The sequence below is a fragment of the Enterobacter sp. J49 genome, from assembly GCF_002148625.1.
GTDB lineage: Bacteria > Pseudomonadota > Gammaproteobacteria > Enterobacterales > Enterobacteriaceae > Enterobacter > Enterobacter ludwigii.
The window spans coordinates 285747-310138 of record NZ_MWPY01000030.1 but is presented as its reverse complement, the minus strand read 5'-3'; the positions used below and the strand labels follow the sequence as shown (position 1 = coordinate 310138).

Annotated in this window: 24 protein-coding genes; 14 read left to right on the top strand and 10 right to left on the bottom strand. The window is 49.4% G+C overall.

The window, feature by feature from the left end:
* Nucleotides 1-29: 29 nt before the first annotated feature.
* Nucleotides 30-863: an oxidoreductase gene (locus BJP35_RS10385; RefSeq protein WP_086463075.1), complete on the top strand. Its 834-nt coding sequence runs from the start codon at nt 30-32 to the stop codon at nt 861-863.
* A gap of 74 nt (nt 864-937) precedes the next feature.
* On the opposite strand, the gene BJP35_RS10380 is transcribed toward BJP35_RS10385, so the two are convergent.
* Nucleotides 938-1288, bottom strand: coding sequence for a helix-turn-helix domain-containing protein (locus tag BJP35_RS10380; protein ID WP_032670748.1), 351 nt, complete (start codon nt 1286-1288; stop codon nt 938-940).
* Between the two features lie 332 nt (nt 1289-1620).
* Here BJP35_RS10380 and BJP35_RS10375 point away from each other — a divergent pair, with 332 nt between their 5' ends.
* Both BJP35_RS10375 and oqxB read left to right on the top strand, forming a co-directional pair.
* A complete protein-coding gene (locus BJP35_RS10375; RefSeq protein ID WP_014168988.1) occupies nt 1621-2796 on the top strand; it encodes an efflux RND transporter periplasmic adaptor subunit in 1176 nt (391 codons plus the stop codon).
* Nucleotides 2797-2819: 23 nt separating this feature from the next.
* Complete coding sequence (oqxB, locus tag BJP35_RS10370) at nt 2820-5972, top strand: multidrug efflux RND transporter permease subunit OqxB (protein WP_020885098.1); 3153 nt, start codon at nt 2820-2822, stop codon at nt 5970-5972.
* A gap of 69 nt (nt 5973-6041) precedes the next feature.
* On the opposite strand, the gene BJP35_RS10365 is transcribed toward oqxB, so the two are convergent.
* The gene (locus BJP35_RS10365) at nt 6042-6518 is read right to left on the bottom strand and encodes an Rrf2 family transcriptional regulator (protein WP_020885097.1); all 477 of its coding nucleotides are present in this window, start codon (nt 6516-6518) and stop codon (nt 6042-6044) included.
* Between the two features lie 329 nt (nt 6519-6847).
* Complete coding sequence (locus BJP35_RS10360; RefSeq protein ID WP_025204751.1) at nt 6848-8227, bottom strand: PLP-dependent aminotransferase family protein; 1380 nt, start codon at nt 8225-8227, stop codon at nt 6848-6850.
* A gap of 102 nt (nt 8228-8329) precedes the next feature.
* On the opposite strand from BJP35_RS10360, the gene BJP35_RS10355 reads away from it, so the two are divergent.
* The 4 genes from BJP35_RS10355 (at nt 8330) to BJP35_RS10340 (ending at nt 10891) form a co-directional block, all read left to right on the top strand.
* Nucleotides 8330-9085, top strand: coding sequence for an AzlC family ABC transporter permease (locus tag BJP35_RS10355; RefSeq protein WP_032677597.1), 756 nt, complete (start codon nt 8330-8332; stop codon nt 9083-9085).
* The gene (locus BJP35_RS10350) at nt 9078-9377 is read left to right on the top strand and encodes an AzlD family protein (RefSeq protein WP_014168994.1); all 300 of its coding nucleotides are present in this window, start codon (nt 9078-9080) and stop codon (nt 9375-9377) included. The genes BJP35_RS10355 and BJP35_RS10350 overlap by 8 nt, the downstream gene beginning before the upstream one ends.
* A 117-nt stretch (nt 9378-9494) precedes the next feature.
* The gene (locus tag BJP35_RS10345) at nt 9495-9977 is read left to right on the top strand and encodes a glutathione peroxidase (RefSeq protein WP_047744037.1); all 483 of its coding nucleotides are present in this window, start codon (nt 9495-9497) and stop codon (nt 9975-9977) included.
* A 170-nt stretch (nt 9978-10147) separates the two neighbouring features.
* On the top strand, nt 10148-10891 hold the full coding sequence (locus BJP35_RS10340) for an SDR family oxidoreductase (RefSeq protein WP_047744253.1): 744 nt from the start codon (nt 10148-10150) through the stop codon (nt 10889-10891).
* 168 nt (nt 10892-11059) lie between these two features.
* On the opposite strand, the gene BJP35_RS10335 is transcribed toward BJP35_RS10340, so the two are convergent.
* A complete protein-coding gene (locus BJP35_RS10335) occupies nt 11060-11371 on the bottom strand; it encodes a hypothetical protein (protein WP_025204747.1) in 312 nt (103 codons plus the stop codon).
* Between the two features lie 377 nt (nt 11372-11748).
* On the opposite strand from BJP35_RS10335, the gene BJP35_RS10330 reads away from it, so the two are divergent.
* The 4 genes from BJP35_RS10330 to BJP35_RS10315 all read left to right on the top strand — a co-directional run bounded on the left by BJP35_RS10330 (nt 11749) and on the right by BJP35_RS10315 (nt 15561).
* Nucleotides 11749-12327, top strand: a complete 579-nt coding sequence (locus BJP35_RS10330; protein ID WP_086463074.1) for a hypothetical protein — start codon at nt 11749-11751, stop codon at nt 12325-12327.
* Between the two features lie 391 nt (nt 12328-12718).
* Entirely contained in the window at nt 12719-13459 is a 741-nt protein-coding gene (locus BJP35_RS10325) for a hypothetical protein (RefSeq protein ID WP_086463073.1), read from the top strand.
* Nucleotides 13460-13837: 378 nt separating this feature from the next.
* Nucleotides 13838-14578: an SDR family oxidoreductase gene (locus BJP35_RS10320; protein ID WP_047744252.1), complete on the top strand. Its 741-nt coding sequence runs from the start codon at nt 13838-13840 to the stop codon at nt 14576-14578.
* Between the two features lie 305 nt (nt 14579-14883).
* Complete coding sequence (locus BJP35_RS10315) at nt 14884-15561, top strand: DUF1963 domain-containing protein (protein WP_050737422.1); 678 nt, start codon at nt 14884-14886, stop codon at nt 15559-15561.
* 141 nt (nt 15562-15702) lie between these two features.
* Here BJP35_RS10315 and BJP35_RS10310 read toward each other — a convergent pair whose 3' ends face one another.
* Nucleotides 15703-16578, bottom strand: coding sequence for a GyrI-like domain-containing protein (locus tag BJP35_RS10310; protein ID WP_047744031.1), 876 nt, complete (start codon nt 16576-16578; stop codon nt 15703-15705).
* Between the two features lie 264 nt (nt 16579-16842).
* Nucleotides 16843-17718, bottom strand: coding sequence for a LysR family transcriptional regulator (locus BJP35_RS10305; RefSeq protein WP_086463072.1), 876 nt, complete (start codon nt 17716-17718; stop codon nt 16843-16845).
* Nucleotides 17719-17846: 128 nt separating this feature from the next.
* Between BJP35_RS10305 and gstA the strand changes: the two genes are divergently transcribed.
* Nucleotides 17847-18452, top strand: a complete 606-nt coding sequence (gstA, locus tag BJP35_RS10300) for a glutathione transferase GstA (protein ID WP_086463071.1) — start codon at nt 17847-17849, stop codon at nt 18450-18452.
* A 332-nt stretch (nt 18453-18784) separates the two neighbouring features.
* On the opposite strand, the gene BJP35_RS10295 is transcribed toward gstA, so the two are convergent.
* Nucleotides 18785-19564 (bottom strand): SDR family oxidoreductase, encoded by a 780-nt coding sequence (locus BJP35_RS10295; protein WP_086463070.1) that lies wholly within the window; start codon nt 19562-19564, stop codon nt 18785-18787.
* Nucleotides 19564-19890: a nuclear transport factor 2 family protein gene (locus tag BJP35_RS10290; RefSeq protein ID WP_086463069.1), complete on the bottom strand. Its 327-nt coding sequence runs from the start codon at nt 19888-19890 to the stop codon at nt 19564-19566. Before BJP35_RS10290 ends, BJP35_RS10295 begins: the two co-directional genes overlap by 1 nt.
* 89 nt (nt 19891-19979) lie before the next feature.
* On the opposite strand from BJP35_RS10290, the gene BJP35_RS10285 reads away from it, so the two are divergent.
* Both BJP35_RS10285 and BJP35_RS10280 read left to right on the top strand, forming a co-directional pair.
* Nucleotides 19980-20306 carry a helix-turn-helix domain-containing protein gene (locus BJP35_RS10285; RefSeq protein ID WP_086463068.1) on the top strand — a complete coding sequence of 109 codons (327 nt, stop codon included), beginning with the start codon at nt 19980-19982 and terminating at the stop codon, nt 20304-20306.
* A 581-nt stretch (nt 20307-20887) separates the two neighbouring features.
* Nucleotides 20888-22468: a phosphoethanolamine transferase gene (locus BJP35_RS10280; RefSeq protein WP_086463067.1), complete on the top strand. Its 1581-nt coding sequence runs from the start codon at nt 20888-20890 to the stop codon at nt 22466-22468.
* A 204-nt stretch (nt 22469-22672) separates the two neighbouring features.
* On the opposite strand, the gene BJP35_RS10275 is transcribed toward BJP35_RS10280, so the two are convergent.
* Complete coding sequence (locus BJP35_RS10275; RefSeq protein ID WP_047744251.1) at nt 22673-23569, bottom strand: PhzF family phenazine biosynthesis protein; 897 nt, start codon at nt 23567-23569, stop codon at nt 22673-22675.
* A 137-nt stretch (nt 23570-23706) separates the two neighbouring features.
* Complete coding sequence (locus tag BJP35_RS10270) at nt 23707-24243, bottom strand: GNAT family N-acetyltransferase (RefSeq protein WP_086463066.1); 537 nt, start codon at nt 24241-24243, stop codon at nt 23707-23709.
* Between the last annotated feature and the right edge of the window lie 149 nt (nt 24244-24392).

Sequence of the window (24392 nt, the reverse complement as noted above, 5' to 3'; positions counted from 1 at the left end):
GCAACCTTCACTGTTCATGGGAGTAATTTATGGCATCTGCAAAAACAATCTTAATCACCGGCGTCAGCAGCGGCTTTGGTCGTGCTCTGGCGGAGGAAGCCCTCGCCGCAGGCCATCGGGTCGTGGGGACCGTGCGCACCCCCGAAGCAAAGCAGGCATTCGAGGCACTCGATATGCAGCGGGCATTCGGCTGCCTGCTTGATGTCTCGGACTATGCGCACATTGATGAAGTGGTTACGCAGAGTGTGTCTGCCGTCGGCCCGATTGATGTCCTTGTGAACAATGCTGGTTACGGTCACGAAGGCATACTGGAAGAGTCCTCGCTCGCAGACATGCGCCGCCAGTTTGAGGTGAATGTGTTTGGCGCCGTCGCGATGATCAAAGCCGTGCTGCCGGGCATGCGCCAGCGTCGTCACGGCCATATTCTTAATATCACCTCGATGGGCGGTTTCATCACTCTGCCCGGCATCAGCTATTACTGCGGCAGTAAATTTGCGCTCGAAGGCATATCAGAAACGCTAAGCAAAGAGCTTGCTCCGTTCAATATACATGTCACTGCGGTGGCACCGGGCTCGTTTCGCACCGACTGGGCAGGACGCTCGATGGTACGCAGCGCGCGCAGCATCCCGGACTATGACGCGTTATTCGATCCTGTCCGCCAGGCTCGTCAGGACAAAAGTGGTCAGCAACTCGGCGACCCCGTAAAAGCGGCGCGCGCCATGCTGGCTATCATTGAGAGCCAGAACCCGCCGACGCATTTATTGCTTGGCAGTGATGCTTTGAGTTTAGTGCGGGAAAAGCTCGCGCGTTTAGGTGAGGAAATCGATCGCTGGGAAGCGTTAACACGTTCAACAGACGGCTGAGCGGTGAACACGGGAGACATGATTACAGGCCGGTTTGCCACCGGCCAGTACGGGTCGCGGCGAAAGCCGCGACACTATGTTGATTGCTGGCGTTCAGGGCAGACGGTACTGCGACGCCATGCCCCGGGGGCCTGGCCATACTGACGCTTAAAGCTGCGGTTGAAGGACTGCTGGGAGTCAAAGCCCAGCGCGATCGCCACGTTCAGGATCGGTTCATCGCTGTGGGTTAAGCGCTCGACCGATTTTTGCAGCTTTTGTGCACGAATATACTCGGCCAGCGGATACCCGGTATGTTCCTTGAAGATCCGCTGGAGATGCCATTTCGAGTAGCCGGCGCGCCTGGAAACGGTGTTAATGTCCAGGCGGCTTTCAAGGTTGTTGTCGATCCAGTCGAGTAGATCATGAATAAATGCGTCAGTGTTCATGGTTTCCCCCACGCCGCGTTTTAAAAAGCATTTTTGTCTGTTGCATTTAAAGATGACTCGCCCTGACATTAAATGCAAGTTTTATTGTTGCATTTAAATCCTTGCCGAAAACGCGCCTTTTGTCCCTGAGCCAAATAGCACATAAAGTGTATTAATTATTCTTGCACTAAATCTGACGCCTTCCTACAATCGCCGCGATAGTGTATTCGCAACTGTTACAGTTTTGTGGCGATGAACGACACAAATAGTCTCAAGCCAGTCCGGACAAAGGAAGTGGCGCCGCGTCTCCCGCGGCGTCTTGCCCGGCGGCCACCATTACCGGAATAAAAATAATGAGCCTGCAAAAACCCTGGGTTAACGTTCATCTGACGGCGCTGGGAGCGATGTTCCTCTCCATGCTGCTTGTCGGATGCGATGACGGCGTGGCACAAAATGCCGTCCCACAAGCGCCCGCTGTGAGCGCCGCTGACGTGGTAGTGAAATCCATCAGTCAGTGGGATAGCTTTAACGGCCGGATTGAAGCGGTGGAAAGCGTTCAGCTGCGCCCCCGCGTCTCCGGCTACATTGATAAAGTGAATTACACCGACGGCCAGGAAGTGAAAAAGGGCGAGGTGCTGTTCACTATCGATGACAGAACCTATCGCGCTGCGCTGGAACAGGCGCAGGCCACCTTAACGAGAGCCAAAACGCAGGCCAGTCTGGCGCGCAGTGAGGCTAACCGTACCGATAAACTCGTCAATACCAACGTCGTCTCCCGTGAAGAGTGGGAGCAGCGCCGTTCGGCCGCCGCCCAGGCGCAGGCCGACATTCGCGCCGCGCAGGCGGCTGTTGACGCGGCACAACTTAACCTGGATTTCACCAAAGTGACCGCGCCTATTGATGGCCGCGCCAGCCGCGCGCTGATCACCAGCGGTAATCTGGTCACAGCGGGTGACAGTGCCAGCGTCCTCACCACGCTGGTCTCCCTGAAAACGGTTTACGTCTACTTTGACGTGGATGAAGCAACCTACCTCCACTATCAAAATCTTGCCCGCAGCGGGCAGGGCGCGTCCAGTAATCATCTGGCACTCCCGGTTGAGATTGGTCTGGTGGGGGAGGAGGGTTATCCCCATCAGGGCAAGGTGGATTTTCTTGATAATCAGTTAACGCCGAGCACCGGCACCATCCGTATGCGCGCGCTGCTGGATAATGCGCAGCGTCAGTTCACGCCAGGACTGTTTGCCCGCGTACGCCTGCCGGGCAGCGCTGAATTCAAAGCCACGCTTGTCGACGATAAAGCGGTGCTGACCGATCAGGATCGCAAATACGTTTATATCGTTGATAAAGAAGGTAAAGCGCAGCGCCGCGATATCACGCCGGGACGTCTGGCCGCCGGTTTACGTATCGTGCAGCAGGGGCTGAACCCTGGCGATAAAGTCATCGTCGACGGTTTACAAAAAGTGTTTATGCCGGGTATGCCGGTTAACGCGAAAACCGTTCCGATGACCGCTAGCGCCGCGCTTAACTGATCCCTTACCCGAGAATCCGACATATGGACTTTTCCCGCTTTTTTATCGACAGGCCGATTTTCGCTGCAGTACTGTCGATTCTGATTTTCATCACAGGATTAATCGCTATCCCGCTGTTGCCGGTGAGCGAATATCCTGACGTCGTACCGCCAAGCGTGCAGGTGCGCGCGGAGTATCCGGGTGCCAACCCGAAAGTGATTGCAGAAACCGTGGCGACGCCGCTGGAAGAAGCCATCAACGGCGTTGAAAACATGATGTACATGAAATCCGTTGCAGGCTCTGACGGCGTACTGGTAACCACCGTGACGTTCCGCCCGGGTACCGACCCGGATCAGGCGCAGGTTCAGGTGCAAAACCGCGTGTCACAGGCCGAGGCGCGTCTGCCGGAAGATGTACGACGTCTGGGTATTACCACCCAGAAACAATCACCGACGCTGACGCTGGTAGTGCATCTGTTTTCGCCGGGCGGCAAGTACGATTCACTGTATATGCGTAACTACGCCACGCTTAAAGTGAAGGACGAACTGGCGCGTCTGCCGGGCGTGGGTCAGATTCAGATTTTTGGCTCTGGCGAATACGCGATGCGCATCTGGCTGGATCCCGACAAGGTGGCAGCCCGCGGGTTGACGGCCTCGGATGTCGTGACGGCGATGCAGGAGCAAAACGTTCAGGTTTCTGCCGGACAGCTTGGCGCCGAGCCGCTGCCGAAAGAGAGCGATTTTCTGATCTCCATTAACGCCCAGGGGCGTCTGCACACGGAAGAAGAGTTTGGCAATATTATTCTGAAAACGGCGCAAGACGGCTCGCTGGTACGCCTGCGCGACGTGGCGCGTATTGAAATGGGCTCTGGCAGCTATGCGCTGCGTTCCCAGCTCAACAACAAAGACGCGGTCGGGATCGGTATCTTCCAGTCCCCGGGTGCGAACGCCATCGATTTGTCTAACGCCGTGCGCGCGAAAATGAACGAACTGGCCACGCGTTTCCCGGAAGATATGAAATGGGCAGCACCGTACGACCCGACGGTTTTCGTTCGTGATTCCATTCGCGCGGTCGTGCAGACCCTGCTGGAAGCGGTGGTGCTGGTAGTACTGGTGGTGATCCTGTTCCTGCAGACCTGGCGCGCGTCAATTATTCCGCTGATCGCGGTGCCGGTATCGGTTGTGGGGACGTTCAGCATTCTCTACCTGCTTGGCTTCTCACTGAATACCCTGAGTTTGTTCGGGCTGGTGCTGGCTATCGGTATCGTCGTGGATGACGCCATCGTGGTGGTGGAAAACGTCGAGCGAAATATCGAAGAGGGGCTTTCTCCGCTTCAGGCGGCGCATCAGGCGATGCGTGAAGTTTCGGGGCCGATTATCGCGATTGCGCTGGTGCTGTGCGCGGTGTTTGTACCGATGGCGTTCCTCTCCGGAGTAACCGGCCAGTTCTACAAACAGTTCGCGGTGACTATCGCGATTTCGACGGTGATTTCCGCCATCAACTCGCTGACGCTCTCGCCGGCACTGGCAGCGCTGCTGTTAAAACCACACGGCGCCCCGAAAGACTTCCCGACCCGGCTTATCGATCGTCTGTTCGGCTGGCTGTTCCGTCCGTTTAACCGCTTTTTCCACCGTAGCTCAAACGGTTATCAGGGGCTGGTGGGGAAAACGCTCGGACGCCGTGGCGCGGTGTTTGTTGTTTATGTGCTGCTGTTGTGCGCGGCTGGCGTCATGTTTAAAGCGGTCCCCGGCGGGTTTATACCTACCCAGGATAAGCTGTATTTAATTGGCGGCGTGAAAATGCCGGAAGGTTCTTCACTGGCCCGCACCGATGCGGTGATCCGCAAAATGAGCGAAATCGGGATGAATACCGAAGGCGTGGATTATGCGGTCGCTTTTCCTGGGCTTAACGCGCTGCAGTTCACCAACACGCCGAATACCGGGACGGTCTTCTTTGGTCTGAAGCCGTTCGATCAGCGTAAACACACGGCGGCGGAAATTAACGCTGAGATCAATGCCAAAATCGCTCAAATTCAGCAGGGCTTTGGTTTCTCCATTTTGCCACCGCCGATTTTAGGGCTGGGGCAGGGGTCGGGCTATTCGCTGTACATCCAGGATCGCGGTGGTCTGGGCTATGGTGCGCTGCAAAACGCGGTGAACACCATGTCCGGTGCGATTATGCAGACGCCGGGTATGCATTTCCCGATCTCAACTTACCAGGCTAACGTTCCGCAACTGGATGTGCAGGTTGATCGAGATAAGGCGAAAGCGCAGGGCGTGTCGCTGACCGATCTGTTCGGTACGCTGCAAACCTATCTGGGATCGTCTTATGTGAACGATTTTAACCAGTTCGGGCGTACCTGGCGCGTGATGGCGCAGGCCGACGGGCCGTTCCGCGACAGCGTGGAAGACATTGCGAATTTGCGCACCCGTAATAATCAGGGCGAAATGGTGCCAATCGGCAGTATGGTGAATATCAGCACCACCTACGGGCCGGATCCGGTGATCCGTTATAACGGTTATCCGGCGGCGGATCTGATTGGCGATGCCGATCCGCGCATTCTCTCTTCGGCACAGGCGATGACGCAACTGGACGGAATGTCTAAGCAGATCCTGCCGAACGGGATGAATATTGAATGGACGGATCTGAGCTTCCAGCAGGCCACTCAGGGCAACACGGCGCTGATCGTCTTCCCGGTCGCGGTGCTGCTGGCTTTCCTGGTGCTGGCCGCACTGTATGAAAGCTGGACCCTGCCGCTGGCGGTGATCCTGATCGTTCCGATGACGATGCTGTCCGCGCTGTTTGGTGTCTGGCTGACCGGGGGCGATAACAACGTCTTCGTGCAGGTGGGGCTGGTGGTACTCATGGGGCTGGCATGTAAAAACGCGATTCTTATCGTTGAGTTTGCGCGCGAGCTGGAGCTTCAGGGGAAAGGGATTATGGAAGCGGCGCTGGAAGCGTGCCGCCTGCGTTTACGCCCGATTGTAATGACCTCCATCGCCTTTATTGCCGGGACGATTCCGCTGATCCTCGGTCACGGCGCAGGCGCAGAAGTGCGCGGTGTCACCGGGATCACGGTGTTCTCCGGGATGCTGGGCGTGACGCTGTTTGGTCTGTTCCTGACGCCGGTGTTTTATGTGACGCTGCGTAAATTCGTTACGCGCGGCAAGCCGGTCAACGACGTTTTACCTGCCTAGGTTTTTACAGGGCACAAAAAAACCGCCTTCTCGTTAAGGCGGTTTTTTTTCGTATCAGGAAGGGCATGACTACGCTTTTTTATGCAGGCCTTCAATTTCAGGCACCGGATCGCACCCGCTGGTATCGGCTTTTTTGACCTTTTCCAGCGCGCTGGCCACGGTATGTTGAGCCAGAACCTCTAGCGAAGCCTGCTCCGCTTCATCGGCGATAGATTTGAAGTACCAGCACGCGTTGGCGCTGACGACGCAGCGAGCCGGTACGTCAGGACGCGACGCCCACAGCTTTTTATCTTCTATGACAGAAACATAGATATCACGCAGGGTGATCTTATCCGCCGGACGACCAAGATGAATAGAACCGTTACGGCCAAGGGTTGAGACGATAATGCCGTCACGCGTAAGCGGAACCATTAACTTGCGGATAAAGCTCGGATTCGCTTCCAGTCCGTAGGCCAGAATCGCACTCGTCGAACGTTCACCCGATTGCTCCGCCATCGCTACGCTGAGAACCATCTGCAAAGCTGTCGGGAAGCGGTAATCTAACATTTCATTGTCCTGGGTTGCGGTGAATCTTGTTCTTTTTGGCACCGCAGAGGTGAATAATCAATAAGTAACAATATAACAAATACGGCAATTTTTTTGAAGCAGACAACGCCTGACCTGGCCCGTAAAAAAGCGTTTACGCTTCGCGTCTGATGGCAGCATAAGACCCATCCATACGCTTTACCGATTGTATAAGCATCGTCTATTTCATCATGGCGACTGATAAAAATATTATGAAAAAATGCTGATCGAATCGCCGCTGATTTTTTGAGCACATAAAGGGAATGACATTACCCTCGTCAGAAGAAAAGGAGTCAGACCTATCCTGTCATTCATACATTAAAAAGCGGGAACGGGTCTGGTTTCTGTTTGAGTTGCCCGGCAATCTCGTTGAGTTTCAAGAGTGCTTGCTTTAACTGGCTGAACTCCGTTCCGCCAATACATAACCTGACGCCGTACTGATCCGACTGTTGACCCACTTCAGTCGAGGCCGGTGCTGTCACTTTGATGCCTGTCGCCAGCGCTGCATTGTAGAAAGAGTGCGCGTCATCGCGTGAAAACGGTAACCAGAGATGAAAGCTGGGCAGCCCCGAGCGATAAACGTGCTCTCCTAAAATGTCGATAGCGAGTTGGTAACGACGCCGGGTTTCGTGTTCAATTGCGAGGGTGACGGTTTCTGCTGTGCCATCAATCAGCCATTGCTCCATGATGGAGCTGCTTAGCGGAGAGACCATCATCGCCGTTGCCCTTAGCATGGATTCTGCTCGTGAATACAGCGCCTCCGGTACCAGCAGCCCGCCAATCCGCAATGCTGGATTAAGGATCTTAGATAAGCTATTCACATATAAGGTGATATCGGGGGCGATTTTGGCAATCTGTGGCAATTCTGTCGTGCTCATCAGCCGATAAACATCATCCTCAATAATCTTTATGCCCCTTTCCCGGCAAACCCGAACCAGTTCCTGACGGCGGGCCAGGCTCATAATGCGTGTGGACGGACTTTGTAAGAGCGGCGTGACATAGACAGCACCGCCTTTTTCCGCATTTTCATCGAGGATCTTTTCCAGAACAGAGACATCCATGCCTTCGTCATCCATCGGGATCCCCACTAATGTGAGCTTCAGTAAATGCGACAGCTGAATCAGCCCTGAATAGGTCTGAGCCTCAACGTACAGTCGGCCAAAAGGTTCACAGACCGTAGACAACGCTACAGAGAGCGCATGCTGAGCACCGTTCGTTAAGATGAGACGCTGGTAATCGGCCGGGACACCCAGACGACTGAACCACTGCGCAAGAAGCCGCCGGTGTTCATCATGGCCCGTTGCCGGGGCGTAAGTGTTAAACATATCCATGTCAGGACGCCGGGCGAGGGTGGTGAGTGTCTTACTCAGTGACCGGGAGGTCAGTGCTGCTGGCGGGGTGTTTTGCGACAGGTCGATAAAGGTTCGGCTTCTGGAATTGGCCAGCGCGACAAACATTCCGCTGCCCTTAACGCTTCGAACCAGACCCCGTCTCTCCAGGATCCCATAGGCTTTCGTTACAGTACCCACCGCGATACCGAGCGTATCTGCCAGTTCACGATGCGCCGGAAGGCGCGCGCCGAGCCTCAGCAGGCCTGAAAGAATATCGTCTGACAACGCCTGGACCAGCCGATCGGTAGGGGAGGAATTGCCTTCTGCAAGACGGGGTTGCCACGGAGAACGTTCGCGCATGAGGTTACCATAAGTGTAATGTGACACTATTTATATTTACTGATAGTGTCACATCTTTTATTCTGGCGCCAGTATTTGAAATAGTTGAAATGAGCGAAACGCATGAGTGAACAACGTGTGGATGTCAGTTCTGCCAGACCGTTACTGGATAAGAGTGAAACGAAGAAAAAAGAAATCCTTCGTGGCCTGAAAGATGGGTTACCCGTATTACTGGGCGTGATCCCGTTTGCGCTGGTGTTGGGTGCGCAGGCAAGCCATAAGGGGCTCACGCCTCTCGACGTTCCCTTGATGACAGGATTAAATTTTGCCGGCGGGTCTGAATTTGCCGCCATACAAATCTGGACGTCGCCGCCACCTTTTTTACTTATTATGGCCGTAACATTACTGGTAAACAGTCGTCATATTTTAATGGGGGCGACGCTGGTTCCCTTACTTTCTCGTTTTCCAAAACGAAAGGTTTTACCTGCGCTTTTTTTTATGACGGATGAGAGTTGGGCACTCAGTTATAATGACGCGCATTCCAGAAATAACAAAACGGCGCCGCTGTTCAGCATGCCGTATTATATGGCGGTCTCTTTATCTTTCTATACGATGTGGGTTTTCTGTACCGCACTCGGCGCGTTAATTGGCCCGGTGCTGGGCGATGTTCACCAGTATGGTTTTGATATGGCCTTTCCGGCGGTCTTTCTTGTGCTGGTCAGAGGCATGTGGAATGGCATTCGCAAAGCCGTGCCCTGGATAATCAGTCTGGTTGTCTCCGTGGCGGTATGTCACTTTATTGCCGGCCTGTGGTACGTCATTGCTGGCCCTTTAGCAGGATTAGCCGTTGCCGCATTTTTAGGGGGAGAGGATGCCTGATTATCAGACCTTCATCGCCATCGTATTAATGGCACTCACCACGTATGCAACGCGTGTGACCGCTTATCTTATATTACGAAACCGGGTGCTTACGCCCAGGGCGATGACGGTACTTAAATCGTCTCCCGGTTGTGTCATGCTGGCTTTCATTGCGCCTTTTTTTGCCTCCGGAAATCCTGCAGATTTGATCGCGTTAGGGTTAACGTTGGTTGTTGCAATGCGCTTTTCAATGCCGGTGACGGTGATCTCCGGCGTGATGTTTGCCTTTATACTTCGCTATTATTTAGGGTAAGTTTCCAGACCTGCCGCGCAACCAGAAACAGAACCGACTTCCCACGTTTCATTCCCCGCCGCTGTGCGCGACGTGGTAATGTTGGCGTCGAACAGGTTCTGCGTTGAGGATCCCGCTATGACCACGTTTTATCAACTGACAGCCACCCGTCTGGATGGAGAGTCTGTCGCTATGCTCGACTTCGCTGGCAAGGTGGTGTTGGTCGTGAATACCGCCAGCCAATGTGGCTTCACGCCACAATACGGCGGCCTTGAGGCGCTTTATAAGAAATACGCCGCCCAGGGGCTGGTGGTGCTTGGGTTCCCCTGCAACCAGTTCGGTAAACAGGAGCCCGGCGATGCCGACGACATCGCCAGGACCTGTCACATTCATTACGGTGTGAGCTTCCCGATATTTGAGAAAATCGAGGTCAACGGAGCCGCAGCGCATCCGGTGTTTCGCTATCTGAAAAACGAATTGCCCGGCGTGCTGGGGGGACGAATCAAGTGGAACTTCACCAAGTTCCTGATCGGACGCGACGGTAAACCGCTCAAGCGTTTTGCGCCGATCACCACCCCCGAGAAAATGGAAGCCGCAATCCTTACTGCGCTTGAACGCTAAGTATTGTGGTCATGATGGCCTGAACTCAGGAGGGTATTCATTGCAGGGGCGTTTATTGCGCATCGCAGACGCCATGACCGCATCTAAAATAGCACTCACGGAAAGATGTCACTCCCTCTCCTCATGCTATATCTCCATAAACATATCCATTAATGAAAGGACGTATGGAGATGCTGAGAGGCAAAAGAGCGGTTATTACGGGTGGGGGCAGGGGATTTGGTCAGGCGCTGTGCGTATGGCTGGCGCGGGAAGGCGTTGAGGTAGAATTTTGCGCGCGGCGGGCTGATGATATTCAACAAACCTGCAGTCTTATCACTGCTGAAGGCGGTATGGCAAAAGGGTATATCTGTGATTTAACCCGGCCTGAATCCGTTTCTGCGTTTTCTTCACAGCTATTAACTTCAGACAAGCCCATAGATATTTTAATTCTCAATGCTGCCCAATGGTTGTCAGGAACGTTAGACGACCAGCCTGATACCGACATTATTAATACCGTCAGTTCCGGCCTGACAGCGTCGATTCTTCTGACGCAGGCTCTGTTGCCTGGGTTAAGACGTTCAGACAGTGCTGATATCGTCTCAATTATCTCTTCCTGCGGGATCCCGAATTTCACGGATTCAATTGCGCACCCCGCTTTTTTCGCCAGCAAACATGGGCTCAGCGGATTTACAACAAAACTCGCACAGCAATTGTCCGAAGAAAATATACGGGTTACCGGACTGTACCCTCCTGATTTCGAACTTACAGGGTTAGATTCGAGTGTCGATAGTCAATGCAGAATGGGAGAGCAGCTCTTGAACGGGCGATCGGTCTGGGAAGCGATTCGTTTTGTGTTGGTTCAACCGCGTAGTTGCCATATAAGTAGCCTCTACTTTCAAGGTCCAACCCGCGAAGACCCGAGTGATAGGGTCTAAATCGGGGTGATGTTAAACAGAACAGTCTTCGCACGGAGCAGCATGTTGATACCAGATGAAACAGGCTGCTCTGTGCCCTAAATGGATGCGTTGAGTCAATATGGGGGTTATGACAATTCAGGGATTATGACAATTCAGAGATACCGACAGGATCCCCGGAAGATGACATTAAAGTGGTGAAATTGCCTCAACAACATGCTGGAAAACGTAAGGGTCAGAAAGTAGCTTAAATTCTTCATCATCCGGGTAAGTGACCGCCACATGATAGTTTTCTCCAGCAAATGCCTTCACTGACTGCAGATCCTGCCAGTAAGTTGCCAGAAAGAAATGCTCCCAACTCCCCTGCGTTTCTCTGCGAACGAACGCGCCTTTGTTCCCCGATATGCTCCTGGAATGCTCTACCCCTGTTTTTTCAAGGTGTTTTGCAAAACCTTCCGCATGTTCAAGCGGAACACATCCATGCCAGGTCCTTACAATCATTAGTGTTCTCTCTTTAAGGATGGTGAGGGTATAACCATATCATCAGAAAGCACCTCATGGTGTGATTAACGAAGAACGTTATCTCGCACATCGATTTATCGGACATTCTTCACCTTGCTTCAGACTGAATCTCATGACCACGATAAATTTAGGTCACTTCCGCTCCTCGCTCGTAGGTGATCGTACGGCTTTTATGTCGGTCCGCTTTGTGCCAGAAACGGACCTAAAGGCAATTATTGCGAAGCTGATCATAAATATCTATAGTTTGTATTGACATATATAGTTTTGGCGAGGACTTTAAGTAAAAAGAATTGCATGAATTCTTTGATGAATGATACTCATATCTAAGTATTCTAGGGTAAAACAGGGAGGTTATAATGGCATTACCGATTGAATTCAGGAATGAAAGATCAGAATATTTAGAGAAAGAAGCAAATAAATATCAAGCACATGAGTTTTGGAATCTAACAAACGATGATTTTATGCTATTGGGTAAATATATACAAATGTATTGTTTTATAGAGCTAAATATACATAGATTGTTTAATAAACTTGTATTAGAGGGGGTTATTACAATAAAAACAAATAAAAAAGTGAGTGTTCCATGTATTTTAGATAAATTAATCAACTTAGTGAATTTAAATCTTGTTGAGTCTTCTAGAGTTGATGATGTTATCGCTAAGCTGAAAGAAATAAAATATCGTAGAGATTATAGAAATATTTTTGCACATTGGGCTGCAAAAAAAATCCCTAATGAAGATGGAATGATTTTTTTTACAGGGGACGCCCTAGATTATAAAAGGGTTCTCAATAAAAAAATCGAGCCACAAACTGTTGCTTATACTATTTTTGATGTGGCTGATATTCGTGGGTTAGTTAATCATATCAATGATTACGAAGAATGGCTAGCTCATTTCTATGCTGAGATTTACGAACGGTATAAAAAAACAGGCTGACAACTGAATTAAATCAATGTCAATGCTATTATTAGTTGTATTAACTCAGGTTTGATTTGGCACTGTTACGCCATAGAGCTAAATCTAATCTGACGGGCAGCCCTGTGCCAGAAGCGGACGTTATGGCACGATTGGTAGGATATCTAAATATGCTTGGCTTGCTCGGACAAGATACTTAGAGTTTGTCTGAAGGCATTTTTTCCCGTTATACATCAGGTTGTTGAAGCGATTAGTGGAATGGTAACGGTTGACGACATGGTAATATGGGAGCCCGAGGGGCCGCATTTTCCCTCCCGAATAGTGGGCTCGTGATGAAACTGGGTCAACATAATCAAAGTAATATGCTGATTTAATATAGCATCTAAAGCTATTTCTTTAACGGAGGGTTGTTGTGTTTAAAGTCTGGAATGTTTATCTATGTTTTTTCATGGCATGGTTGTTGGTGATTATGCTCACTTTAATAACAAAATCCACCCTATTGTCTATAATTTCAATTTTCTACACAGGATTAATTCCTTTTATTTTTGCAATACTTTTTATATCAAGGACAATCATTGAAAAAAAACTAGAGAGCATAAAGAAGAAATGGCACTTTGCTGTATATCTTTCATGGGTTATATTTATATATTCTATTTTTGCTCAAAGGTGGGCTTCAGAGACCTTGAATAATATATTTCAGATTAATGCAGGTTACCTTAGCATTACTTACAAACTACTCGCATTCCTTTTTGCTCCGTTCGGCATCGTTTATCAAGCATATATACTATCTAGAGTTTGGTTATTATTCATACTCATTAGTCTCACCTTATCCACTATCCTGCCATTATTTCTAATATTTAACATTCGTTTTAAAATTATTGGGAAAGCACTTGGCGTATTTTTCCTGATTTTTATATTCATATCATTCTCAGTTCCAATGCTATCAACTATGATGTTGCATCAAGAGCAATTGATAATCAAATTTGCACTTTGGGCTGATTTTAACAGTAAAAACTTATGTACTGATTCTTGGGTTAATAATACAGAAAGTATCCTTTTCTTGGATGGAAACAAAGTACTAGCCTACCACCCTAATAATCCTGAGGGCTATCGTTTCACAGTTGAAACATGCAATTACAATAAAACTTTTTAGCTAAATGGGTGGAGCAATACCAAGCCCCCTTACCCAAATAATAATACTGAACGCAGTTGCACGATAACGCCGCTGGGGCATTTCCATGTTCGCATGACCAGTGTCAGGCCAACATTGGTTTCATCGCATGAGCTGCAGCGTTTACTGCCGGGTTCCTGTTAATTTTCACACGCAAATGTTAGTCATCCGTCCCGGCTGTAATGATAAATGCGAACTTCCGCTCCTCGCTCACAGCGGACCTTGCGATGTCTTGATTTGCCACTTTGTTCCAAATGCAGACGTTGAAACAATAATGTCACCGTTGCGTGATGAAACAGATGACGACTGATGGTTATCTTTGTAAGGTAAGTGATGACTCGAAAGACAAAGAACCTAATCATGGGCAGATTTCAAGGAAAACGCATACTTATAACTGGTGGTACTAGCGGCATGGGATTTGCAGGCGCACAGCGCATCGTTAGTGAGGGCGGTCATGTTGCTATTACCGGGCTCAATGATGAAAGGCTGAATCGCGCCCGTAGCATGCTGCCGGAATCATCTCTTATTCTGAAAAACGATGCTGCCAGCGAAGCAGATATAAGCGATCTTCAGGCAGCGATAAGCGGCTGGGGTTCACTCGACGGATTATGGCTTAATGCTGGATTTGCAGAAGTAGGTTCACCGGAATCTGTGACAGCTGATGTTTTTAACCGCATGATGAATGCTAACGTACGTGGCCCGATGCTACAGCTTGCAGCTCTTTCGGGATCACTCAATTCAGGTGCGTCTGTTCTTGTCACTTCATCTTCTTCTGTATATGAAGGTGCGGCAATGACCAGCCTGTATGCAGCAACTAAAGGAGCAGTTGTCGCAATGGTTAAAAGCTGGGCCTCTGCGCTGGCTGGGCGCGGTATTCGGGCCAATACGCTGGTTCCGGGTCCGATTGAAACGAACTTTAGACATTTCATGCCGGAGGAATCGCGTCAGCAGTTTGAGAATTTTGTTGTCAGCCAGGTCCCTCTCGGCCGGGCAGGAACAGCGGAAGAAGCATCTGCTGTCGCACTCTTTCTGCTTTCAGATGACGCATCCTATGTAACCGGTAGCCAGTACGCCGTAGATGGCGGACTTGTGCGTTACTAGCTATTGCAATAACGGCACATCATTTCCTGAAACAGGTCCTCATAGCCCCACTGTAGAGGTGGGGAAAATAACGGTTATCTTCTTTTATAAATAAACAATCCGTTACTTCAGCGTCGTCCGCTTTTCGCTCGTAGCGGATCTTACGGCTCTTATGTTGGTCCGCTTTGTGTCAGGAGCGGACCTCCGTTACTCCTCTGACGAGGAAGCACAGAAATATTTAGGTCTGTTGGGTAATAATTACGATATATAATAAAAACTTCTCTATTTCAGAATCCAAGAGTATGGGCATACGCAAGGATGCAATTATGAAATCCAAGAGTGCGTTAGTTTTAGAAGAACTCAGATCCAAATTACGTACTGCATCTGTGGCACAAGTCGGTGGTTTCCGCCCTACAGCAGACCCAATTACATCCTGGTTTTTAAAAGGAGTCGCTCTTCCAGGTGAAGGGTTGCCAGTTTGGAAGGGGCAGCCGATGTTTCCGCTTCTCCAGATTCGCGTAGATGAACTTCCCGTGATTCCTGAACAACTGAAGGGGATCGCGCTCTTAGTGCTTTATCATAATATGGAAAGCCATCCATTTGATAAACCTCATGGCGAGGGGTGGCTAATACGAGAATACGCCACCCTTGATGGGCTTGAGTTATTGCCTGCAATTAACACTCCATATCGCGCATTTCCGGTTCGGTGGGTGAGTGTCAATGATGATGCTCCGGGATGGGAGGATGCTTGGGATATTATTGACTTGTCTGACGTAAACGATGATGAGGATGCAAGTGATAGATTCTATGATGGTTTTAACCGGTACAGGGGAACCAAGGTTGGAGGATATCCAATGGAGATACAACATGGTGTGGGGATTCAAGATTTTGTCTTTCAAGTGGGGTCAGAAGAAAAAGTAAACTGGATGTGGGCGGACAATGGTATCGGCTACTTTCACAAATCCCCAGAGGGGCTTTGGACGTTTTCATGTCAGTTTTACTAGAAACTCAACGTCCTCTCATCGCTCACAGCGGACCTTCTGCTCCGTTAGTTTGGTCGCTTTGTGCCAGGAGCGGACGTTGCAAATATCACGGTTTTAATCGATGGGGAGCAGATCAACGATGAACAATAACCCTGAATCAGCTCATTTTAACGGCAAATAGATATCCGTGAGTAATTCATGTTCTGCTACCTCATGCACAAAGTTGTGGTAATGAAAGAAAAGCGGGAAGTCGCGAAGTTCCTCTCCGCTCTCTGGCAACCAGTCACGATACAGAGACTTAGCCAACCCGGTTAACGCATCATGCGATCCCTGATGACGTAACACCGCACAGCGACCAGCCGGAATGTCACTATTTATCACCCCGAAGCGATTGTCTTCAATAATGGGTGACGTGACGGTTCCGCAAATATGGAACTCAAATTCATCCGGCGGCGTTAAGGTTGGATCGTGTGGTGCAATACCGTATGTCTGGCTACTGGCAACCGGTGAAAAACCCGTGGTTTTTCGCCATTCAATAAAGCGAGCCGCCGTTTCGTTTATTCGCTCTGGTTGTCCATAATGTGTCAGCATTGCGACTGACGTCGCGGGGTAAGTAATGATCCTGACCTGGCTTTGCATGGTTTGTCTCCTGGCTTTGTAAGGTTCGGATATGCGCTTATGCCAATCCACCCAGGGGGGCTGCTGGCGGAATTGCGTCGGTGATAGACCGAACATTTGTCTGAAAGCACGGCTAAATGATTCAGAATGCTGGAAACCGGCGTCGTACGCGATATCAGTGATTTTCTCTAACGGATTAAAAGCCAGTCGATAAGATGCGCGTTTTAAGCGCATCATCTGGATGTAACGGCCAGGTGGCATCCCACAATAACTACAAAACTGACGATGGAAATGAAATGGCGAGAAGTGAGCCACTTCACTCAGTTTTTCCAGTAATAAAGCGTCATCGAGATGGTGGTCAATATAATCAAAGACCTGTTTAAAGCGTCTGGCGTAACTATCAGTTTTATTATCACACATGACTTCCTCCGTGCTGCTTAATATGCTCGAAGGCGATTCAGTTTGCCTGACCGATCTTGCTCAATGACGTACAAAGGAGAGCATTTCCAGGTGGCTATCTTTCGAACCTTTGACTTGCTCCCCATTGCTCAAGACTCTCGATGTCAATATGCATGCAGAACTTCCACTGTTCGCTCTAAGCAGAACTTAATCCCTACACGACGGTCCGCTTCGTGTCAGAAACGGACATCTAACAAGGCGCTGAATTGAATAACACCAGCTGGCTCATCTTCGCTTACGTAGCGCATTAAGTAGCGTCTGCATTGCATCAGAAGACGCTCCAGATGACGAACAAACCAGCCCAAATTCCCGGTGTATAGCAGGCGTCAAAGGCACCACGCACAGGTTGCGCAGCGTCTCCGGCAGGGCTGATTCAGGTACAAGGGCGACGCCCATCTCTTCCCCGACTAGCTTACAGGCGCTAATCCAGTCGCGTACTGTCACGCGTATATCAGAAAGTTGCAAACCAGCCATTTCCATCAGGCTTTTTCCATTAACGACACATCCGCCTGTCGCCAGAATAAAGGGCTGGTCTGCCAGCGCCTTTAGCGTTATGCCATAAGCCCTGGCATGATGTGCCAGCTGATGTTTAGCTGGTATTACCGCGACCCATGCATCCTGTCCTAATATAACCTGTGCACGCCCGGGGCCGGGATTCATGACCACCCCAAGTTCTACGGTATCGGCGGCAAGCCACTCCTCGACTTCCTCGTCCGAACCTTCCAGGACAACGATTTCAATACCCGGATGCAGGCGCTTAACGTCGCGCAGAAGCCCTGGCAACAATGTGGACGTCACTGAGGGAAAACTGGCCAGGCGAATGCGCCCTCGGTGTAAGTCTCGGCTCTTATCAGCCAGTATGCGGATGGCATTCAGCTGCGAAAGCATGTTTCTTGCATTTTCAATAACCTGCTCACCCAGCGCGGTAATGCCGATATACCGTCGCTCACGCGTAAATACCGGAAATCCAAGCGAAGCTTCTAGCTGGGCGATGGCCTGGCTGGCACCTGATTGAGTCATTCCTATCTCTTCTGCGGCGCGCGAGATGTTGCCGGCATCCGCGACGGCCACCAGCAGGCGCCAGTGTAAAAGATTCATCATGATTATCAGTAGCTCAGCTAATAGTTATATTCTATATCATTAATTTTACAGTGAAATACGCGTCAAATACAGTGAGTTCAGGATTGCTTCGAATTTCTCGATGGCTTTACACATTTAACGGAGACAAAATGAAACTCTATTACGCCCCGGATACCTGTTCGTTATCACCGCACATTGTGCTGCGCGAACTGGAAATTGAATTTGAACTGGTGAAGGTTAACAACAAAAGCAAGCTCACTGCTGATGGTCGCGACTTCCGCACCATTAACCCTAAAGGTTATGTCGCTGCACTTGAATTGGATAATGGGCAGATACTCACTGAGGGGCCAGCCATTGTGCAGTACCTCGCCGATCTTAAACCAGAATATGGCCTGGCACCGCGCGCGGACAGTTGGGCTCGGGTGCGTCTGCAGGAATGGCTTAACTTTATCACTAGTGAAATACACGCTGGCTCGGCACCGCTGTTCAACCCCGCACTGCCCGAGGACATCAAAGCGATTTTTCAGGATAAGCTCTTCCGACAGTTCGATTTACTCCAGGCGAGGCTCGACGAAAACACTTATCTGACTGGCTCATCCTTCAGCGTAGCGGATGCCTACCTTTTTACTGTGCTGGGTTGGTGTAAATTCTTCTCAATCCGACTGGAACGCTGGCCAGCGCTACCGGCGTACATGGAAAAAATAAATGCCCGACCTGCTGTACAGGCTGCATTACTGGCTGAAGCGTCTCAGTAGGGTAGGTAATCGCTTACTGCTGGACACAGCATGTTGAGTGTCTGCAAAGAGGTCGTCTGCCCTTTGTTCTACGCGGGCCTGAAGTTGCGCGTAGCGTTCTGCTCCGTAGCATGAGCTGACGCTGAAACCCATTCCCGGCGGCATTCACTGCTGCTTTCGTTTCATTATGGACTCAACGCCACGCGACTTTTTGCCTTAATCTATGCCTCAAGTCAGACCTTGCGGCTCTTATATCAGGCCGCTTTATGCCCTAAGCGGCCGTTACGCCTGGCCACTCGTTTGTCGTGAGGAAACGTTAAGGCTCAAAATAATGCACTGTTTCAGATATAAAATTATACCGTCGGGACAGTACCGCCATCGATCACATATTCCGTACCGGTAATAGTGGCAGCACAGGATGACGCGAGGAAGACGATGAGGTTCGCCACTTCGATGGGCTTTGAGGGACGGCCCAGCGGAATTCCACCGAGTGCATTCATGATGAGCTGCTTACCGCCCTCGTAGTCCGTTCCTGCCTGCTGAGCAAGTCGTTCCGCCATTGCTACCGATGCTTCGGTTTCTACCCAGCCAGGCGCCACACGCACCACTCGAATCCCTTTAGGGGACACTTCTTTCGACAGGCTTTTGCTGTACGCCGACAGTGCCGCTTTGGCCGCCGCATATCCGGTGGTCGATTCCGGTAACGGCAGTTCACGCTGAATAGAGGTGATGTGGATGATCACCCCATCCTGTTGCGCCAGCATCCCTGGCAACAACGCGCGATCTAAGCGTACCGCAGGCAACAGATTAAGATTGAGCTCCTGTTGCCATTCCTCTTCCCCAAGGGCTGCAAACCCACCGCCGGGAGCGGTAGAACCGCCTGCTACGTGAATGATGATATCGACGCCGCCCAGGTGTTTCTGAACGGCGTCCACGACTAAATTACATCCCTGGATGGTGGTCAGATCCGCTGCCACGAAAGCGTCTGCGGTAGATTCTGCGGGCTCGTGACGCGCGGTGGTTAGCACCGTAGCCCCTTGCTGTTTTAAAAGGCGGACAACTGCTTTGCCGATCCCTTTGGTACCTGCGGTAACCAGAACACGTCTGCCCTGTAAATCAAGATCCATCAGCATCAGATTATCTCCAGAGTCGCAATCTTGTCGCCAGCGAGGCCGAAAGTATGTGTAAGCATCACGGGGCTACCGGGAAAATTACCGACAACGTTCGAGGTGACTATTACCCGATCGCTTTCCGTGAGAACTTCAATGGGGTGAACGCTATAGTCGAACGCAGCCCGCGCCGCGCGTTGCCACGCTTCGATTGCCGCGTGCCCCCGATGGGTTTTACCTTCGTCGAACACGACGGCATTGAGGGTAAAACAGCGCTTAACGCTGGCAATATCGGCACCATTGCCGATCGCAAAATAGGTTGAAATAGCTTGCGATAGAGATAATGACATGGCCCTTACTCCCGTTATTTACAGTACGGGAATTTTTAACATAGACTGTAAAATTGACAAGTACACACAAAAAAGTGAGCAACTGAATTATGAGTAAGTTATATAGCCCTGAAACCGCCGCAAGCGGCGTGGAACAAGTTCTGCGAATGCTGGAAGGCCGCTGGAAACTCATTATTCTGTTTCATCTTTTCGACGGAAAGGTGCAACGCTATTCTGATTTTGAAAAACTGATCCCCGAAATTTCGCAGAAGATGCTGGCACAACAGCTGCGACAGCTGGAGGCCGACGGCATTGTGTCACGTAGGGTATATCCCCAGGTTCCACCGAAAGTCGAATATCGGCTCACTGAGTGGGGGCAGGCGCTGTGTCCGGCTCTCGATGCAATGCTGAAATGGGCAGAAAAACGCGAGATTTAGGGGCTCGGGTACATTTTTGTTTATGGTCGAAAATTGTTGATGTTCATTCCTTGCTGATAGCAGACCTTGCGGCTCTTATTTCGGTCCGCTTTGTGCCGGGAGTGGACATTATTTTTCTCGACTTATTCTAAATTCAATGCAAGGTACAATTATGAAATATATTGTCTGGTTTAAATTATGAACACAACCAAACCCATAAAGGGCAATATTGTGAAACGGAGGAATATTTGCATATGGCCTCATGGCCGCATCCCTGCTCATAGGCTGTTATGCGGACGTACAACGCATTGAGTGGAGTAGGGAGCATGATAAAGAGCGAAGTATGAAAATCGAAATCTACTAATCCTCGTAGTACCGAAGATTGCCGGCATACTATAGACTCTGGCACCCGCAGCGTTTCATATTCTAAAAGTCCTCAAGAAAGCTAAACAAGGCGTCCTGATTCTGTGAACGCTTTGAGCTTATGGAGCATATTTGCATTAATTAATCAAGCTCAGCTGATTATATAATAAACAAGAATCACACTATTTTCTATATTTAAATAAAACGGATAAAAACCGAGCCGGTTTAGGTGCTATGAAATGTTATTAACTCTTAAAAAAATTTGTTATGATAATTTTAGATTTGTTTTAAGTGGGGCGTTTTTTATAATTTCAGTATCCATTGTTGTAATTGTTAATTTTATTGGTGCGCGTTATAATTTGGTCATTAATCGCACCTTGGTTTTTGCTTTTCTGTTATTAACACTTCTTTGCATCAATAGCAAAATTTTAAAAAACCTTATGGGCTTTATAGCCTTAACATTAATCGCTGCTGATTTGTCTCTTCAGATGTATGCCTGGAATCACTTCAATGCTAAATTTGACTATGGTTTTGCATTAAGTGTAATAAATACTACAGGTAGCGAAGCATTTTCAATGTTAGGCGTTTATTGGAGAAGTTGTGCAATTTTCATGGGGTTGCTGTGTTTATTTGTTTTAACTATCAACTGTAGCACAAGTATCCTCCCGTTAAAGTATAAACGATACCCTGCAATATTATTCGTGCTTTTGCTAACTGGCTATACTGTACAGGGTATACTTCATCAATTACGAAAAAGCAATGTTGATAGCCTTGCTCAACGTGTTGTAAATTCAACTCCACTGAGCACGGCTACAGTCTTTATGCAAGCCATCTCTGATATGAGTATTGCCTCCAGTATTAATAATAATACACCTGACTATTCAATATCACTATCAGATACCGGAATTGATAATTATGTAATTATTATTGGGGAGTCTGAGCGCAGTGCAAATATGAGCATATATGGATATGAGCGAAGCACGACTCCTGAACTGGAAGCAGAAAGGAAAAATCTTCTGTTGTTCCAGCATGCCATCAGCCCAGCGCCAGTGACCATTATGGCTGTGCCGCTTGCGCTCACTGCTGATTCAGTACAGGAAGCAGATCCCGCTAAGTACAGTGACAATATTATTAGTATAGCGAACAAAGCCGGGTACGATACGTACTGGTTTAGCCACCAGGGAAAAGGGGGCGCATATAATAATGTGATTACAGGTATCGCTATGAAAACCAAACACCATCAGTGGATTGATCAGGGGTTCGATGACTCTTTGCTCCCAGAACTTGAATCAACGCTGAAAACATCTGGTAAGAAATTAATTGTGCTACATCTATATGGTAGCCACGAACCTGCCTGCGCGCGCTTCCCAAAAGATGCTTCCGTCTTTAAAGATGGAAATAAAGATGATGATTGCTATGATAACTCTGTGCGCTTCACGGATTATGTTATGGGGAAAGTTTTTAACCAACTTTCAAATACACGCTCTTCTGTATTTTACTTTTCTGACCATGCCTTAATACGCGATCCTTCACGTTCAGTGGTATATTATCATGCGGGGGCTAATCCCCCCCGGGAAGCGTTATCTGTCCCAACTTTCATTTGGTATAGCCCTAAAGTTAAAAGAAAGAATAAGTTGATCGGAGACTACGATACACCATGGTCTACCGATGATGCGAATACCCTATCCGAATTATGGCTCGGAATACATCGGGTTGAAAATGATATCGTTAGCTTGCAAAAGTGGCTACAGGACTATCAAAAACCGATTGTAATTAAGGATACAACGGGTAAGAAATTTAATTGGACGGATATAAAGTAATAGAAACGATGATTCTTAGTTAAAAATTATTCTGCCGATTGACTGAAAAAAATTCATGACTATGGGAGCCAGGCCTGAAGAGGTACTGGCTCGTACTCTCAATATTCATGACCAACTTTCCATTGATTTATACACTATGCTCTGAGTCAATCTTCACCGGGTGTGATAAAAATTGCGACGTCCGCACCTCATTCACCGCGGCCGTCAGGGCAATGTAAATGAACCTTCCATGACAATAACGCTTTTTCCTCCTACCCGAACTGACGGGCTTTCTGCAGTGCCGTCATAGCCTGAAAATAATATGCTGGCGCGCCCCATATCAACGCCCTGGCTTACGCGAAGAGAGAGCTCTTTTTTATTGCGAAGCTGGGCCAGCAGAGCTGTCACTGCGCCAGTCGCGCTGCCTGTTGCCGGATCTTCGGTCATGCGTGGCGTAAACATCCGGGCCTGCAAATCACACGGGTCTTCAGGATCCGTTTCCAGCGTATAGGCGTAAATGGACACCGCACCGTCGAGGGGCAAAATAGCCCGGAAACCCTGCAAATTGGGTACGCAACAGCGAAGCGCATTTCGGGTCGCGAGTTCGACAATCAAAAAAGGCAGGCCAACAGAGGCGACGACAGGCATATGCATTTCAGTGCGTATGTCACTGGCTTCAAGAGAGAGGCAGGCCGCCACGTTTTCCGGACTGACTTCTGAATGGCAGGATAAAGCTTGCGGAACAAGAAGTTCTGCACCCGTGACCTTTGCATTTTCTCTGATAATCCTGACAGGTACCCGCCCGGCAGCTTCTTCGAATATCAGCGTTTCAGGTAGCGATTCGCCATTCAGTTCAGCCTGATACGCCAGGACAAAAGCAGTCCCAATATTGGGATGACCAGCGAAAGGGATTTCACGCGTCGGGGTAAAAATCCGTACCCAAGCCGTATGTGATGGTTCTTCAGGAGGTAAAACAAACGTCGTTTCACTGTAGCCAAATTCTAACGCGAGCAGCTGCATTTGCTCAGTGGTCAATCCCTCGGCATCCAGAACGACAGCTACCGGGTTACCGCAAAACGGTTTATCAGTAAACACATCTGCAATCACATAACGTCTTCTCACCAGGACCTCAACTTCCGTGCCTTAAAATGAATTTATACTCAACGAGTTTGTCGTTTTAATATACGCTCACGTGAAAACATAACCCACTGGCATTTAACTGTATGCGTATTTTTCACATTAACGACGGAAGATGATGTTTACCTGATTTTCTTCATCCACTCCGTTAAGGTGAGTGAATACAAAAGGCTCGGCGGTGCGTCTTTAATATCATGTATATCTCTGACATATCTCAGTCCCGTTCTCTCAAGAACCTTCTGTGACGCCAGATGGTTAGCTCTGACAACGGCTGAGATCTCGGTGAGTTGCATATCATCAAAACCATACCTTACCGCGTGTGTAGCAAATTCTGTCGCCAGGCCTTTTCCCCAGGCATCTGTCGATAACCGATACCCAAGATTGTTAATCACACTATCGCCATAGCTACGGATGCTCAGCCCACCAAATCCGATAATTTTTTCAGGGGATTCGAGAAGCGATATGGCGAAGCTACCAAAGCTGTGAGTTTGCCAGTGGGCGAGCCAGCGATTGAGAACCGTTTTTGCATGATCAATATCCGGGTAGGGGCCTGCGGGGTTAAACGTGTTCGTCGCCGGATCACCATAAATTCTGAAGAGATCGGCTACGTCTGATGCCATTACCGGGCGAAGGCACAATCGAGTTGTTTCAATTCGCAAACAGACCTCCTGATATGTATTGACGGGAATATGTCTTTCATTAATTGATGCTCTCTGATTTAAGCATATATGTGTTTTGACGTAATTCGACAGATCCGATTGTGTGCTGTCGTGGCGAAACGCTCACGACGAATACCCTGGTGTGTTAA